The 15,903-nt window shown below is 30.5% G+C and carries 15 protein-coding genes; 9 read left to right on the top strand and 6 right to left on the bottom strand.

The features are described from left to right. Positions 1-206: 206 nt before the first annotated feature. Positions 207-479 (top strand): hypothetical protein, encoded by a 273-nt coding sequence (locus tag VIM70_RS16045; protein WP_331946784.1) that lies wholly within the window; start codon positions 207-209, stop codon positions 477-479. Between the two features lie 249 nt (positions 480-728). After that, positions 729-1,022 carry a tetratricopeptide repeat protein gene (locus VIM70_RS16040; RefSeq protein WP_331946783.1) on the top strand — a complete coding sequence of 98 codons (294 nt, stop codon included), beginning with the start codon at positions 729-731 and terminating at the stop codon, positions 1,020-1,022. Positions 1,023-1,120: 98 nt separating this feature from the next. Here VIM70_RS16040 and VIM70_RS16035 read toward each other — a convergent pair whose 3' ends face one another. Further along, entirely contained in the window at positions 1,121-1,342 is a 222-nt protein-coding gene (locus VIM70_RS16035; protein WP_331946782.1) for a hypothetical protein, read from the bottom strand. Between the two features lie 434 nt (positions 1,343-1,776). Here VIM70_RS16035 and VIM70_RS16030 point away from each other — a divergent pair, with 434 nt between their 5' ends. Then, positions 1,777-4,497: a peptidoglycan D,D-transpeptidase FtsI family protein gene (locus VIM70_RS16030; RefSeq protein ID WP_331946781.1), complete on the top strand. Its 2,721-nt coding sequence runs from the start codon at positions 1,777-1,779 to the stop codon at positions 4,495-4,497. A 104-nt stretch (positions 4,498-4,601) separates the two neighbouring features. Here VIM70_RS16030 and VIM70_RS16025 read toward each other — a convergent pair whose 3' ends face one another. Beyond that, positions 4,602-5,042, bottom strand: coding sequence for a hypothetical protein (locus tag VIM70_RS16025; RefSeq protein ID WP_331946780.1), 441 nt, complete (start codon positions 5,040-5,042; stop codon positions 4,602-4,604). Between the two features lie 147 nt (positions 5,043-5,189). Between VIM70_RS16025 and VIM70_RS16020 the strand changes: the two genes are divergently transcribed. From VIM70_RS16020 to VIM70_RS16005, 4 genes are all read left to right on the top strand, one after another. Next, positions 5,190-6,386: a multidrug efflux MFS transporter gene (locus VIM70_RS16020; protein ID WP_331946779.1), complete on the top strand. Its 1,197-nt coding sequence runs from the start codon at positions 5,190-5,192 to the stop codon at positions 6,384-6,386. A 21-nt stretch (positions 6,387-6,407) separates the two neighbouring features. Beyond that, positions 6,408-7,001: a hydrolase gene (locus VIM70_RS16015; RefSeq protein WP_331946778.1), complete on the top strand. Its 594-nt coding sequence runs from the start codon at positions 6,408-6,410 to the stop codon at positions 6,999-7,001. Positions 7,002-7,367: 366 nt separating this feature from the next. Then, the gene (locus tag VIM70_RS16010) at positions 7,368-9,206 is read left to right on the top strand and encodes an APC family permease (protein WP_331946777.1); all 1,839 of its coding nucleotides are present in this window, start codon (positions 7,368-7,370) and stop codon (positions 9,204-9,206) included. A 374-nt stretch (positions 9,207-9,580) separates the two neighbouring features. After that, positions 9,581-10,966, top strand: coding sequence for an amino acid permease (locus VIM70_RS16005; RefSeq protein WP_331946776.1), 1,386 nt, complete (start codon positions 9,581-9,583; stop codon positions 10,964-10,966). A gap of 137 nt (positions 10,967-11,103) precedes the next feature. Here the strand turns inward: VIM70_RS16005 and VIM70_RS16000 are convergent, their stop codons facing one another. Continuing rightward, a complete protein-coding gene (locus tag VIM70_RS16000) occupies positions 11,104-11,568 on the bottom strand; it encodes a hypothetical protein (RefSeq protein ID WP_331946775.1) in 465 nt (154 codons plus the stop codon). A gap of 209 nt (positions 11,569-11,777) precedes the next feature. Next, positions 11,778-12,974 (bottom strand): Ig-like domain-containing protein, encoded by a 1,197-nt coding sequence (locus tag VIM70_RS15995; protein WP_331946774.1) that lies wholly within the window; start codon positions 12,972-12,974, stop codon positions 11,778-11,780. Positions 12,975-13,322: 348 nt separating this feature from the next. Here VIM70_RS15995 and VIM70_RS15990 point away from each other — a divergent pair, with 348 nt between their 5' ends. Then, entirely contained in the window at positions 13,323-14,285 is a 963-nt protein-coding gene (locus tag VIM70_RS15990; protein WP_331946773.1) for a ComEC/Rec2 family competence protein, read from the top strand. Next, positions 14,286-14,498 carry a DUF3006 domain-containing protein gene (locus tag VIM70_RS15985; protein WP_331946772.1) on the top strand — a complete coding sequence of 71 codons (213 nt, stop codon included), beginning with the start codon at positions 14,286-14,288 and terminating at the stop codon, positions 14,496-14,498. A gap of 60 nt (positions 14,499-14,558) precedes the next feature. On the opposite strand, the gene VIM70_RS15980 is transcribed toward VIM70_RS15985, so the two are convergent. Next, the gene (locus VIM70_RS15980) at positions 14,559-15,182 is read right to left on the bottom strand and encodes an ankyrin repeat domain-containing protein (protein ID WP_331946771.1); all 624 of its coding nucleotides are present in this window, start codon (positions 15,180-15,182) and stop codon (positions 14,559-14,561) included. 33 nt (positions 15,183-15,215) lie between these two features. Next, positions 15,216-15,659, bottom strand: coding sequence for an SRPBCC family protein (locus VIM70_RS15975; RefSeq protein ID WP_331946770.1), 444 nt, complete (start codon positions 15,657-15,659; stop codon positions 15,216-15,218). Positions 15,660-15,903: the final 244 nt, after the last annotated feature.

Below are 15,903 nucleotides of genomic sequence, written 5' to 3'. Positions count from 1 at the left end.
GTTTTATAAAAGTAGCCTTGATACATTGATTTGTACCAAGGCTACTTTTTTTATTGTTTATGCAATGATGGTAGAGATATTAAGATAAGGTTAAAAAGAGCCTTAAAGGAAATTAAACTTATTTGTAGAATAATGGTATTATAGTAAATAATAAAATACATTATATTTTTTATAAAATCATTTTATTTTAATAAGGAGGAATTTCTTTGCCAGAAAAAGTTAAACAAAACAATGATAGTAGAGACATTAAGACATCAATCAAAGGAGGCACTGAAGTTATAGTTGAGAGCGAAATGAAATTATCACAATCCATGTTATGGAACCTACAGAAGGATTTTTTTGCAAACCAGGGCCCAGAAGCATGGACTCGCGGAATTGTACCTCAATATATAACAACTAATCCTTATATAGCAAACTTATATGCTAAAATTATATTTGGGTATTGCAGAGACTATGTTTCAAGAACAGATTATGGCTGAAACTCTACCGTTTACATAATGGAGCTTGCTTCAGGAGTAGGACGATTTACTTATACCTTTCTTAAAAGATTTCTACATATAATTGAAAACTCTTCACTGAAAGGACTGAAGTTTAAATATATAGTAACTGATTTTTAAACAGATTCTAACCTTTCTTCGCTTTACTGTTTGGGACGCAAGAAGCTTTCAAGAATGTTATAACAAATAGATACTGAGGAAAATTTTCCACTAGAAGAACTGATTATCGTCATGAATCAAGTTTGGGATCATTATTTTCCTATTGGTGAGGAGGGGGATTTAGCATATTATATAGGATTAATATTTAGTTATATTGAAAATGATCTTGAGGCACTAAGATATTTTGAATATTCTTATGAATTATATGGTGCTAGTGCTGAAATCTATTATAAAATTGCGATTTGTTATTATAATCTAAGCCAAGTTGATAAAGCTTTGGAGTATATAGAAAAATCACTCCATTTAGATCCAATTTTAGAAGACAGCAGAACCTTAAAAGTTTTAATCGAAGACAAAATAAATTAAAGCATAAATAGATAATTAAATAATGCTGAAATTAAAAAAGCAGAGCTGTTAAGAAACATCAACTCTGCTTGTACCCTCATAATTTTCTTTATTTAATGTTAATGATCTTGTTTTTTATGACAACAATCATCATGATGATGTAGATTATTATGACATGGATCACACCAAGGTTCACACCAAGGATCAGAGGAATTATTAAAATCATTATCACAATGATGTTTGTTACAACAATTATCACGATGATTATCACAACGATTATTGTTACAACAACAATCGTTATCGTCAAATAGTAATAATAATAGTATCCACCAACAACACATATATATTTCACCCCTCTTTAAGGCAAATATTTTTTTATTATATTTATTTCTTAAGTTTGTCCCATTAATACTTCATTTGTTAGTATATTATATTATGCTTATTATAAAAATGTTACATAAATAATAAGCATAAAAATGTAGTTTGAAGGTCTTGTATTCTGCTTTTCTAATAAGAATATTCAAATTAGATTAAAGTGTGCAAAGATTTATGAATAACGATAATTGTATAAGAATTAGAGAACAAATAGTATAATAATCCAAAATAGTACTTTTTACTTTTGAATATATTTAATTTTACTTTAATTGAATACAATGTATAATATGTATAAAGTTATTTTTTAAGGGGGTAGAATTTATAGAGTTGATTTAAATGAAAATATAATGAATTGTATTATATATATAATAAAAAAATGAAAGTTTAAAGTGGTGATGAAATGAGAAAAAAGAAATCGAATAGGACTAATGCCCTACTCATAATTATGGCAGTGATATTTTTAACCATAGGTGCAAAGTTATATTATTTACAAGTATTTAATGGACAATATTACAAGGACTTAGCAACAGTGGCTGCTAATACCCATAAGATTACAATAGAGGCACCAAGAGGTCTTATAACAGATAAAAATGGAATAAACCTTGCAAATGAAGTGCCAGGTTATAATCTTACATATACAGATACTGTTAAATCAAACACACAGATATTTATAATGCTACAAGAAGTATTTAAAATTTTGGATGAAAATGGAGAAATCCAGACAGATAGTTTTCCCTTGAAAATTAATCCTTATAGATTTGAATTTAGTTCAAGTGATCCTAAATCAATACAAACCATGTTGTTAAGATTTCTAAAAGATAGAGGGCTTCAAGGTAATATATTAAAGACGAAATTTGAAAATAAAAGAGAAGAAGATTTAACTAAATCTGAAGTTACTGAGCTTAATAATGAACTTTTGAAATTTACCCCAGAACAAATATATAAATACCTTCTTGATGAATATAGCGTAGCAAATGGAGTCTCAAGTTTGAACATAAAGGCAACTCCAGATGTAGTAAGAAGATATTTGATTGTAAAAGATGCAATAAAAATGAATTATTTTACTCAATACAAATCAATTAGCATAGCAACTAATATAAAGAAAGATACGTCACTTATATTAGAGCAAAGTATTTCAGCACTACCTGGATTTAAAGTAGAATATCAACCTATGAGGCAATATCCCTATGGAGAGCTTGCTTCGTCAATTTTGGGATACATAAGCAAAATAAGCCCTGCTGAAAAGGTTAAATATACAGCAAAGGGTTATGATACGAGTGTAGATTATGTGGGGACTTCTGGTATTGAAGCAGTAATGGAGAGTAGTCTTAAAGGTGCTAATGGCGAAGAAGAGGTGATTGTTGATGAGAAGGCTAGTGTGAAGAATGAAGCTTCTATCAAAAAAGCAATTCCAGGAAATAATGTTCAACTTACAATAGATGCAAACTTGCAATATGCCACAGAAAACGCTTTAAATAGTGAAATGAAAGTAATACGAAATAAGGTGACAAACAATGGCTTAGATGTAACAAATGCAACAAGAGGTGCAGCAGTTGTAGAAGATATTCATACTGGTAACATACTAGCACTTGTTAGCTTGCCAGGTTACAATCCAAATGATTTTTCTATATCACAGGGATTAACTCAGGCTAAATCAGAAAAGTATTTTAATCCAGACTATGAAAAACTTGCAAAAGCTGATAAAATCCCACAAAGTCTAATTGATTTTATGTTCCCAATAAACAAAAACATAAAGGGGAATACTACAATTAGGATGGATAAATATGATTATTATCCAAAATACTTGTATAATTATGCGACTATGTCTCTTATTCCCTCTGGTTCAACTTTTAAACCAATGACTGCTATCGTAGGTCTTGAAACTGGAGTTATAAATGCTAGTTCGACTTACGATGATAGAGGTGGTTATGATATGACTGGTCAAAATGAAATAAATGGTAAATATTGGAATAGTTTCAAATCAGATGGTTCAAATGGTGTTGTAAGCGTAGTTAGAGCAATAGAAAAATCAAGTAACCCATTTTTTATGAATGTAGGACAGAAATTGAGAGAAAAATATGGTGATGATATTTTAGCTAAATATGCATGGATGTTTGGACTAGGAGCAAATCCCAAATCAGTTAACCCTGGTACCGGGATAGAAATAAATGAAAATTTTGGGCAAGTTTATAATACAGTATCCCAGAAAAGCATATCAGCATCGCTATACATTTATACTATTGAAGAAGATTTAATTCTTGGAGTTGGGGGTACAGGAATGAAGTTCCCCTCAATAGATTTATATGATAGAGATGGAGATAATCTTATTGTTTCTAATGATAAAAAACTTTCAGAAATAAAACTTGAGATTAAAAATGCCATAAGAAACTCTGTAAAAAGTGGAACTTATTCAAAAAATAACTATCAAAATTTATTTAAGCAATTAATAGATACCAATCCTTTGTATAAAAACGAAAAGTTTACTGATGCTAATATACAAGCAATTGTAAGTAATGTGTACTATAGAGCAGTTCAGACAGGGCATGGTTCTTTAAGTTTACCATACAATATGCTTGTAGCATCTATAGGTCAAGGTATGGATAATTTCACACCCCTTCAAATGGCAAATTATATAGCAACCATTGCAAATGGTGGAACAAGATATAAAGTTAATTTGGTGGATAACATTAAAAACTCTAATGGAAAGTTATTATCTCAAACTAAACCTGTAGTTTTAAACAAAGCAGAGATGAGTGCAACAACCAGAGATCTAGTTATGCAAGGAATGAATGACGTTACAGGTACAGGTGGTAGAGCTGATGGTACAGCGGCTGCAGCACTTGGTGATTTTCCAATACCTACAGGTGGTAAAACTGGTACAGCACAGTTTAATAACTCTGAACTGCAAAATAAGATTGGTAGAGGAGATTATGCTTGGTATGTAGGCTACGCACCTGCTGAAAATCCTGAAATTGCAATATCTGTAGTTGTTTTTGATGGAGGTTATGGTTCTGATGCCGCATATGTAGCTAAAGGTATATACGAGAGTTATTTTAAAAATGATCCTCGGATGGCAAAGTATAAAAATAAGTATGACATAAAATTAAAACGTGTTAATTAAATTTAATGGATAGTTTATAAGTACTGCCTAAGTAGAGTTGTTTAGAAATATCAACTCTACTGTTTTATTTATTTAATATTGGGGAATTAGTTTAATAAAATATACTACTTATCAAAAATTAAATCTATATTTTTCTCTTCCATATCTTTAATATACTCATCTTTGCAATTACAATTACTAGAATTTTTACAAGAACAAAATTCATTATTAATAGTTTTTATCAAGTCTTTTCTAAGCTCATCATATTTGTTTTTCACCTTTTTAAATTCATCAAATAAAATATAAAGAATAAATATTGTAGCCGCGGCGATTACAAGTACAAATAAATCAAATCCTTTTACAGTGCTTTCCGAGTTATTATTGTCAAAGACAGCTGTTGCGTAGGAAATGTATCTATCATTATATAAGAATACATAAAAAACTAGTAAACAACTTATTGCAGAAGGTAACTTCAATGAAGTACGCTTTTTATCAACTTTTTCTTTTAACTCAAGTAACTTATAGGTTTTCTTCTGAACTGTGTAACTAAGTTTCGATAAATCCATTTATAGCCTCCATTTATTATCATTGCATAATAAAATTATGATTTTATATTATAATTTATTACTTATTTTAAAATATTACATGGAATTAATACCTTTTAAAGATTATAATTAGTGAATAATTTAAAATTATGAAAGAGGGAAGAAATATTGAAGCTATGGAAAAGAAATTTATATGTATGTTGGTTTGGAACACTTGTTACAGCAATAGGTCTGAGTCAAATAGCTCCTATTATGCCTCTTTATATAAGACAGTTAGGAATCCACAATATATCTGCAATTGAGCAGATATCAGGAATTGCTTTTGGATCAACATTCATTGTTTCAGCAATATTTTCACCAATATGGGGTTATGCAGCAGACAAGTTTGGACGTAAACCTATGCTACTGCGGGCAAGCCTTGGGATGGCTGTTGTAATTGGAAGTATGGGACTTGCACAAAATGTATATCAATTGATTGGACTTCGAATACTCCAAGGAGTTATAGCCGGGTATACTACAGCTTGTATTACACTTATAGCAACTCAAACAGAAAAAGAACATGCAGGGTGGGCACTAGGGGTACTTTCAACAGCCTCTATTACAGGTTCGCTTCTTGGACCATTAATTGGCGGATATTTAGATGAAATTTTAGGGCTAAAATTTGCGTTTTTTTTAACTGGGGGACTAATGTTAGTTGCATTCATTGCAACTTTGTTATTTGTTAAAGAGGAGTTTGTACGAGAAGAGAAAAAGGTTTTAAGTATGAAAGAAGTATGGAAACAGTTACCTAATTCTAGCCTTATTATAACTATGTTTGTAACTTCCTTTGTATTGCAACTTGCATACTATTCCATTGAACCTATAATTACTGTATATATAACTCAGTTATCAACTAATATGACTCATATTGCACTTATTTCTGGTATGGCATTTTCAGCTTCTGGACTTGCATCTATAATAGCTGCTCCTAGGCTTGGAAAATTGTCAGATAAGATTGGACCACAGAAAGTTATGCTTGTAGCACTTATTATAGCAGGGGTTTTATTTATACCTCAGGCATTCGTAAAAAACCCATGGCAATTAATGGGATTGAGATTTTTACTTGGATTTGCAACAGCGGGCCTTGCTCCATCAATTAATACACTACTTAAAAAGATAACACCAGATGTCCTTACAGGTAGAATATTTGGCTTTAATATGTCTGCATTTTACCTAGGAACTTTTGTCGGATCTGTGCTTGGTGGACAAATAGCAGCTCATTTAGGTTTAAAATATTTATTTTTTATAACAAGCAGTTTACTCTTTTTAAATGCAATCTGGGTCTATTTTAAAGTGTATAAAAAAGTAAATATACTACAAAATTAAATCAATAAAGGAGAAATGAAAATGGAAAACTTAGAGGGAATAAGGGAAACAAAATTCATTAATACTGAGAGGACTGCTCTTGTAGTTATAGATTTACAAATGGGTATTGCAAATAGGGAAGCTTCCCCTTTTACTGGTGAGGAAGTTGTTCGAAATGCAAGTAAATTAATTAATGCATTTACTGAGAAGGGGGCTTTTGTAGTTCTTGTAAAAGTTTCATCTGTAGATGGAAAGGATATTCTAAATCCAAATACTGATTCAAAAGCTAGTTTAAGACAATTACCGGAGGGTTTTGATAGTTTTGTACCTGAACTAATAAATGTTAAAAATGTTCATCATATTATTAAAAGACAGTGGGGAGCATTTTATGGCACTGATCTTGATTTGCAGCTAAGGCGTCGCGGAATTAATACTATCGTGTTATGTGGTATTTCTACTAACATTGGCGTAGACACTACAGCAAGAGAAGCTTTTCAGCATGGTTATAACCAGATTTTTTCAACTGATGCAATGACAGCTTCTACAAAAGAAGAACATGACTATGAATGCAAATATATATTTCCTAGAATTGGAAAACTTAGAACTACAGAAGAAATAGTTTTATCATTAAGATAATAAAAAATGCCACATTATTCAAATAGTGTGGTATTTTTTATTATCTTAAAGGTAACTTTTTATATCTACTTATGAGGATTCAGAATTTCTTGTTTTGGATAATGAGTATAAAATAAGTATGGAATGAGTAGAATATGGTAGGTAATATCGAAAGTTGTAATATTGAAACAATTTAAATTACTACTAAAACGTAGCTACAGTAAGTATACTAAACTATGAGAAACACTACATCATATTTTCACAAATAAATTGGCGAATTTAGTTGTATTGTGGCTTAAATAAACGAATCTCAAATTGAATTTATTCAAATAATCCTATATAATATAAAAATATTGTAATGATAAATTCTATTATAGAGGTGGATTTATGTTTTCAAAATTAAGAGAACTACTAATAGGTAAGACATTAAAAACTGAAGAACTAGAAGGCGAAAAATTAAATGTTTTTTGGGGATTACCTATATTATCTAGTGATGCCGTTTCTTCAGTTGCATATGCAGGGGAAGAAATTTTATATGTTTTAATTGGAGTTTTAGGTATTTTGGCATATAAATATATGTTTTATGCCGCATTATGTGTTGTTGTACTATTAATTCTACTTGTGTTATCCTACAGGCAAACTATTGATAGCTACCCGAGTGGTGGTGGGTCATATATAGTTGCAAAGGATAATTTAGGTATACTTCCTGGACTTACAGCTGGTGCTTCACTTACTGTAGATTATGTACTGACAGTTGCTGTTAGTATAAGTGCTGGAACCGCTGCAATAACTTCGGCTATACCATCCCTGCTTAATCATAAAGTAGCTATAGCACTTATAATGTTATTAATATTAACAATTGGTAATTTAAGAGGAACGAAGGAATCATCTAAAATCTTTGGAGTTCCAACATATTTATTTATAGTTTCTTGTATTGTGCTTATTATATCTGGGGTTATAAGGCATTTTGTTTTTGGATATTCACCAGTACCAATGTACCCAATTCCAAAAACAATGGGGGACATTACATTGTTCCTGTTTCTCAGGGCTTTCGCTTCAGGGTGTACAGCATTATCAGGAGTTGAAGCAGTAAGCAATGGGATACCTAACTTTAAAGAACCATCACAAAAAAATGCAAAAGCTGTTTTGGCATTGCTAGCATGTCTAGTTCTGTTTATTTTTGGCGGGTTATCTTTTTTAGCAACAATTTATCATCCTCGTCCTGAAATGGATGTGACAGTATTTGCTCAAATTGCTCAGCAAGTTTTTGGAAAGGGAATACTATTTTATATTATGCAAATTGCCACTGCATTTGTTTTAGTAATGGCTGCAAATACAGCCTATGCAGGGTTACCTTTGTTACTTTCTATAATGGCAAAGGATGGATATGTTCCAAGGCAATTTTCACAAAGAGGAAAAAGACTCAGTTTTTCAAATGGTATAATAGTACTTGCTGCTGCTGCTGGTGTGTTAATTGTTGTATTTAAAGGCGATACACATTTGCTTTTACCATTATATGCAGTAGGTGTATTTTTATCTTTTACACTTTCACAGGTTGGAATGTTCTTAAGGTGGGAAAGAAGTAGAACACCTGGTTGGAAACACAAGGCTGCAATAAATGGAACAGGTGCTATTGTAACTTTTATTACAGTAATACTCATCGGTATAACAAAGTTTTTTCATGGAGCGTGGTTAGTTTTTATTGTAGTCCCTTTACTTGTTTATTTCATGGTTAAAATTAAGAAACATTATACCGAGGTAGCGCTTCAAATTAAGTTAACCTTAGATCAAAGACCTAAGGAAGGTGCGGTAACGAATAATGGTCAACATGTAATAATACTTGTAGATACATTAAATAAATCGTTTTTAAAGGCATTAAACTGTGCTAGATGCTTATCAAAAAACGTAGTTGCTTTTCATGTATCAACTGACGCGGTAGCTACTGAAAAACTAGAAAAAAAATGGCAAGAGTATAATGCTGGAATTCCATTAATAATAGAACATTCTTCATATAGAGATATAATGGGGCCATTAATGAAATTTATAGAATCGGAAGGCCGTGCTTCAAAACATGGAGAAACGGTAACTGTAGTAATAACACAATTTGTTATTACAAAGTGGTGGCATAATATACTACATAACCAAACAGGATATTTTATAAAAAGTATGTTATATAAAAACAGAAATGTAGCAGTGCTTACGGTGCCATATATAATAAAAGAGTAAAAATTAAGGAATATTATACTGAAATTAAGTAATAAAGAAATTTAATGTAATATTATTTTGTCAATAATAAACCTACCTTGCAAAACTTAGGAAACAATACAATTGTATAGCATTCTACGTTTTATGACTATAGTTTGCTTAAAACGCCAAATTATCGCTCTTTCAATTATTCGAAATATTCAATATAATATACGCTAATACAGTTTATTATTTAAAACTGTATTAGCTTTAATTTTTTCAACAACTTTAACCATAAAAAGGGATAAAACAAATAAGGGAATAGAAATACTACTAAATATATAATATAAGTCTTTTATGGTAATTAAAACAATTCAAACAAAACTAAAGATTAATTTGAAAGAAGGAAAAAAAATATGGATATATGGAAAAAGAAAACCCTACAACAGATGTTACATTCAGCAGAAAAATCAGATCTTAAAAAGAATCTTACAGCATTTGATCTTGCTGCACTTGGAATAGGTGCAGTAGTAGGAACAGGAATTTTTGTGTCAACAGGTGTTGGAGCCCATTTAGCTGGACCTGCTGTTGTTTTGTCATTCATAGTAGCCGCAGTAGTAAGCGGACTTTGTGCCCTTACTTATGCTGAACTTGCTACAATGTTTCCAGTTGCGGGTAGTACTTATGCATATTCCTATGTTGCTTTTGGGGAATTAATAGCTTGGATTATAGGATGGGACCTAATGCTTGAGTATTTAGTTTCGTCAGCAGCAGTTGCATCTGGGTGGTCAGGAACCTTTGTAGGATTACTAAAGTCTGCGAACATTAATTTACCTATAGCAATAACTAGCACCCCTGCTGGAGGTGGAATTATTGACTTGCCAGCTATTCTTATAGTAATATTTGTTACATGGGTATTACTTATAGGAATTAAAGAAAGTGCAAAATTGAACAATAAAATAGTTTTGGTAAAAATTGGTGTAATTCTTTTATTTATAGCACTTGGTGTATTTCATATTAATATAGCTAATTATAAACCATTTGCTCCATTTGGATGGAGTGGTGTCATGGCAGGTGCTTCAATTATTTTCTTTGCTTATATTGGATTTGATGCAGTTTCAACGGCTGCGGAAGAAACTATAAACCCAAAGAGAGATGTACCTCGTGGACTTGGTATTTGCCTAGCAGTAGTTATTGTACTTTACGTTACAGTGGCAATTACTATAACAGGAATGGTTCCTTTTAAAGAAATAAGTGAAAACAATGCTGTTCCAGGTGCACTAGCTCGGTTTGGTATAAACTGGGGAGCAGCTCTAGTTGGAACCGGTGCAGTAATAGGCATGATTTCCACTTTAATTGTAATGCTATATGGACAGATAAGAATATTTATGGTTATGTCAAGAGATGGTCTATTACCAAAGGTGTTTTCAAAAGTACACCCAGTTCATAAAACGCCTACTCTTTGTACAATAATTACTGGTACTATTGCTGCTGTAATGGCTGGATTTTTGCCTTTAGATGAGATAATAAAACTATGTAATATAGGTACATTATTTGCATTCATTCTTGTGTCAGTAGGAGTTATTGTACTAAGAAAAACTATGCCAAATGTTGAAAGAAGATTTAGATGTCCATTTGTACCAATTCTACCTATTCTTGCTTCAGTGGCTTGTATTTATCTAATGACAGCGCTACCTTTAATAACATGGATTAGATTTGTAATTTGGTTATTAATTGGAATAGTTATTTATTTCATGTATGGTAGATATCATAGTATAATTCAAAAAAACGAGCCTAAATAATAAAACAATTAAAAATTAAATACCGAATAATTCAACATAGAATATATTACCGATGTTAGTTAAAAAAGGGTCTATCTCAAAATGATTAATAAAAATCATTTTAAGAGATAGACCCTTTTATTATTGAAAATTAAGAGTTATTTAACCTTTTGACCTGACTTATGTCTGGAGCCATGATGACCACCAAGATCTACTTTATCAGCTTGGGCTTGAGTTATAGTGCCATTTTCTATAAGGGGTTTTAAAGGACTTATATGATTGATTTTTTTACTATTCATATATGCTTTTCGTTGTTCCTTAGTCATGGTTTTAGTCTTTTCAAAATTTGCTTTCTTTGCAGCTCTAGCTTTAACTATTACAGCTTTAATTTTATTTGCTTGATCTTGAGTTAAACTCTTGTCTGCTACAAGGTTCTTTAAATTTGTATCAAAAGCTTGTTGTCTTTTAATACCTTTTTGTCTACACTCATTTTTCACAGCTATATTTGCATCAGTGGTTAATGGTTTAGTAGTGGCTGCAAAAGTTGTACTAATTGATGATAAAAACAAACCTCCTGTTAGTAATCCTGTTAGTATTTGGGTTTTTAAAGATATATTTTTCATATTAATCTCTCCTCATTCATTTATTTTTGTTATTTCTATGGTTTAGTTATGCCCAGTGATAATGTCAAAGGTGTGTCAACATTATGTATAATTTATTTCTTTTGTGTATTTTTTGTAAATTTTTAAAAACGAAAGAACGTTAGAGACATGTAAAAATAAATTGAATAACAAAAAAGTGCCGGTGAATTACTTCACCAGCTTCTATACATCTAAGGTGTGAATTGTCCTTCTACTTTTACAACTACATCATTTTCAGTATAGATATAACATAGCATATACTCACGCTTACTAGAAACACTTTTAAAATTATCATAGGAAACAGAATGGTTATTAATATCACTGCTAATTAAATCTATCCAACATCCTAGAAGGTTTAGTGAGGCATTATCAGCTATAACATAGCTTTTTACCACCTTACTACTATTAACAATATAGTAATCATCATATACAAAATATTTACCGTTTTCATATACGGCATCCCCATCTTTTTTAGCTGCTTCTATCGCTGCATTTCCAGTTAGAAATTTTACATCATCAAATTTCAAATATTTCTTGCCACCTTCTTCATATACCATAGATATATAACCAATTTGTTTCGATTTTACTATTGGCTTAGGTTTAACAATCACTTGCATTTTTATTTTTTTTTCATAATTTTGAATAGTTCCAAGAAAATTTTGTGATCCTACAGTTACACTATCTACTTTGTTTGGAGACCATTTTACATCAACTTCCCTAATGATTTTGTCACTAAAAGTGGTAGTAACCTTTAAAGGTAAGTTGTATTCTTGTCCTTTTATAATAGAAACGCTTATTTCTTTTATTGATACAATTTTAGGAATTATATGAACAGTTAATTTTACTGACCTTTCATAATTCTCCGCCACACCTTCAAAAACAAGGTCTCCTATTTTATTAGTTTCCATCAATGCATCTTTCCATTTAAGCAGTGCATTGATATCCTCATTATTTATTTTTATCACGGCTTTTTTAGGCAAAGTATATGATTCATTTTGATAGACTGATTCTTCCAAATTTGTAACCTCAAACTTTTGCTTTATCTCCTCAATCAAAGTCTCAAGGCCAGTTACCTTATTATTTTTTCCTTGTTTTAAAATTGACAGCGCATCATCTAATCTCTCTGACTTTAAGTATTCATCCTTAATAAGAATATATGTTTCTTTTTTTTCTTTCTGAAGGGAAATTGCTTGTTCAAAGCATTCCTTTGCTTTATTGACTTTTCCTAAAGCTAAATTATTTGAGCCCTGTTCAATGTTTTCACGAATCTTATTAACCGTTACATTGTTTTTTATAAAATTGGTTGTTAATACTAAAATAACTACGAAAGCTATCACAGTTAGTGTTATGGTAACTCGTACTTTGGGTTTATTTAAATTAAATCTCATAAAATATTCAATCCCTTCTTATAATTTCCTTATTATAATATTCATCAACACGTTAATTTATCTTATTAATAAAAAAAATTAATAAAAATATTTAATGGAATAGTAGGTAGATTAAAGAAAACATGATGGAAGTTATTAAGAAGCAGAAATTGGTTACTATCAATTTTATGAATTGATGAGATGTTGATGAATAAAAAACTATAAAACGTCAAATTTAGTTATATAATAGTATTATAGTATCGATAATTTAATTAAAATTTTATTATATGAAACAGGGGAGGAAATTTAAATGGGTGTTATTGTTGAAAAAAGTAAAAAGAATGATTTCATAGAGCAAAGGAGATTAAAATGAGAAATATGATAAGGTATCTAAGTTCTCTTTTGGGACTAATACTTATTTTCAGTTTGACTGGATGCTCAAGTATATCTGAAAATACTTCAAAGACAGTGTTATCTCAATCAATAAAGTCAAATCAGAATATAACTAAGGAAGTAACCCAACCGAATATAAATACAATATCAGTTGATGATAAAAAGGAAACACGTGGTAAATTAATAGTTCATTATATAGATGTTGGACAAGCAGATAGTATTTTAATAGAGCAAGGTTCAAGCTCAATGTTAATAGATGCAGGAAATAATGAAGACTCAGATACTGTAAAAAATTATATATCTCGTCAAGGGATTACAAAGCTTGATTATATAGTAGGTACTCATCCTCACGAAGATCACATAGGAGGACTCGACTATATAATAAACAGTTTTCAAGTAGGTAAAATTTATATGCCAAAGGCTATATCTAATACTAAAACCTTTCAAGATGTAGTAAGTGCGATTAAAGCTAAGGGAATGAAAGCTACGGTACCTAAAGTGGGGGAAACTTTTAAAGTAGGGAATGCAGTAGCTACAATTCTGGCACCGAATGGTAGCGGTTATAAAGATTTAAATAATTTTTCAATTGTAATTAGATTAACCTTTGGGAATAATAGCTTTATGTTTGAGGGAGATGCAGAGGATATATCTGAGAATGAAATGTTATCAAAGGGTTTTGATGTAAGTGCTGATGTGCTTAAGATCGGGCATCATGGGTCTAGCTCTTCAACTACTGATGCTTTTTTAGATAAAGTGAATCCAAAATATGCTGTTATTTCAGTGGGAAAAGATAATAGTTATGGGCATCCTCATAAGTCTACAATGGTAAAACTGAAAGCTAAAGGTATTAAAGTGTACAGAACAGATGAGAACGGTACAATTGTTGCAACATCAGATGGTAAAAACATAACATTTAATACTAAAGCTGGAGGTAATTAAATGAATGTAATAATTGATAGATTTGAAGGAAATTATGCAGTATGTGAAAAAGAAGATAGAGTTTCAATTGATATTGAAAGAAGTAAATTACCTAATGAAGCTAAGGAGGGAGATATACTGTGTATTGATAATGGTAATATTACTATTGATTTAGAGAAAACTAAAAAAAGACGTATAGATATTGAAAAATTAACTGAAGATTTGTGGGAATAGATCCAAACTTACAAAACATTATATAAGCGCAAAGAATATAATAAAGATACGGAGGAGGGTTTATTTATTTCCACCGTATTTTATTAAAATATCTTTAATTTTTTTGTTTTCACAAAAATCTAAAGGGGTTAATCCTGAAGAATTTGTTGAGTTTATGTCAAAGCCTAAACTTAAAAGAACTTTTAAAAAATCTTCAAAATGTTCATCATAACAGTTGATATAATCATCGTGAAGGAGTGTATTTGTATATTTATCCACTATATTTATATCCGCTCCATATTTTACAAGAAGATTCAAAAGCTCCACAGAATAATTAAAGCTGCAGTAAAATACAGGAGTCTTACCAGAAATATTGATTGCATTAACCTGCGCACCTTTTTTAAGTAACAAAGTTATTACATCTAGCTGAGGTTTTATTCTTGCACAAAGTTTATGAAGAGGGGTCTCTAAGAATTCACTATGATGATTGTTAATATCAACACCGGTATTTATTAAAAGTTCAATTGTTTTAAAATAATTATTTTGACAATTATCAATAGCGTAATAAAGTATATCAAGTTTTAAGTTAGAATTTAAATCCTTAGTTACATTCAAATAGTTTTTGATTTCATCTATGTTACCTTCATCAATAAATCTATAAATTGATTTAGGTTGACCAGAGAATATATTGCCAAATATTTTCATGTTAGTTTACCTCCTATTAATTAAAATCTATACTTAATCATTAATAGTATTCTCTTCTACTATTTTTTTTAACCGTTTTAGGATAGTTTCCCAATTTGAGGAAGCCCCTTTAAATTCTTCTTGAGTCTCAATGTTGTCTTGTGTGATTGATAGTAAAGTATTTCTCCCTTTTACAATTAAATCATAAGTAATATTAGCATAATTTTCAGGTTTATCTTCCAAACCAGAAAAAGAAGTCCAGTAAGAATACTTAAAAGTTTTATTCTTTTCTAATTTTAAAATTAAACCTTTATCCTCATATGGATTACCTTCCCATGATCCTTTAAAGATTATAGAACTTCCAATTTTCCACTGCGAAACAGCTTCAGTGCCAAATAAATATTGTTTTATTAATTCTGGATTTATTAGGGCTTTCCAAACCTTAGAAACATCAGCATTAATCTCAATCTCTTTTTTTGCAACTAGTAATTTATTCATAAATAGTCGCTCCTTTTAATTTTTTTATTCTGTGTTTTCAATTTTATTTTTCCACCTTTATTATTTTCCCATTAATGTATTATATGATATCCAATACACTTAATTCTTAAGTAAACACAGGCGTTACCGCCCATGCTCCTCGACGGAACCGTACTTGCCCTATTAAGGCATACGGCTCTTCACATCATATTTGAATCACCTATAGAACAAACTAACATTAATAGTTGGTTCTAATAATGGAAAA

The sequence above is a fragment of the Clostridium sp. genome, assembly GCF_036569345.1.
Lineage (GTDB): Bacteria > Bacillota > Clostridia > Clostridiales > Clostridiaceae > Clostridium_AD.
This window is presented reverse-complemented; position numbering and strand designations above follow the sequence as displayed.

Coding starts and splice junctions, on each gene's coding strand:
- VIM70_RS15990 (WP_331946773.1), top strand. CDS start 13,323: ATGAGAAATATGATAAGGTATCTAAGTTCTCTTTTGGGACTAATACTT.
- VIM70_RS16010 (WP_331946777.1), top strand. CDS start 7,368: ATGTTTTCAAAATTAAGAGAACTACTAATAGGTAAGACATTAAAAACT.
- VIM70_RS16025 (WP_331946780.1), bottom strand. CDS start 5,042: ATGGATTTATCGAAACTTAGTTACACAGTTCAGAAGAAAACCTATAAG.
- VIM70_RS16000 (WP_331946775.1), bottom strand. CDS start 11,568: ATGAAAAATATATCTTTAAAAACCCAAATACTAACAGGATTACTAACA.
- VIM70_RS16005 (WP_331946776.1), top strand. CDS start 9,581: ATGGATATATGGAAAAAGAAAACCCTACAACAGATGTTACATTCAGCA.
- VIM70_RS15975 (WP_331946770.1), bottom strand. CDS start 15,659: ATGAATAAATTACTAGTTGCAAAAAAAGAGATTGAGATTAATGCTGAT.
- VIM70_RS15980 (WP_331946771.1), bottom strand. CDS start 15,182: ATGAAAATATTTGGCAATATATTCTCTGGTCAACCTAAATCAATTTAT.
- VIM70_RS16030 (WP_331946781.1), top strand. CDS start 1,777: ATGAGAAAAAAGAAATCGAATAGGACTAATGCCCTACTCATAATTATG.
- VIM70_RS16035 (WP_331946782.1), bottom strand. CDS start 1,342: ATGTGTTGTTGGTGGATACTATTATTATTACTATTTGACGATAACGAT.
- VIM70_RS15995 (WP_331946774.1), bottom strand. CDS start 12,974: ATGAGATTTAATTTAAATAAACCCAAAGTACGAGTTACCATAACACTA.
- VIM70_RS16040 (WP_331946783.1), top strand. CDS start 729: ATGAATCAAGTTTGGGATCATTATTTTCCTATTGGTGAGGAGGGGGAT.
- VIM70_RS15985 (WP_331946772.1), top strand. CDS start 14,286: ATGAATGTAATAATTGATAGATTTGAAGGAAATTATGCAGTATGTGAA.
- VIM70_RS16015 (WP_331946778.1), top strand. CDS start 6,408: ATGGAAAACTTAGAGGGAATAAGGGAAACAAAATTCATTAATACTGAG.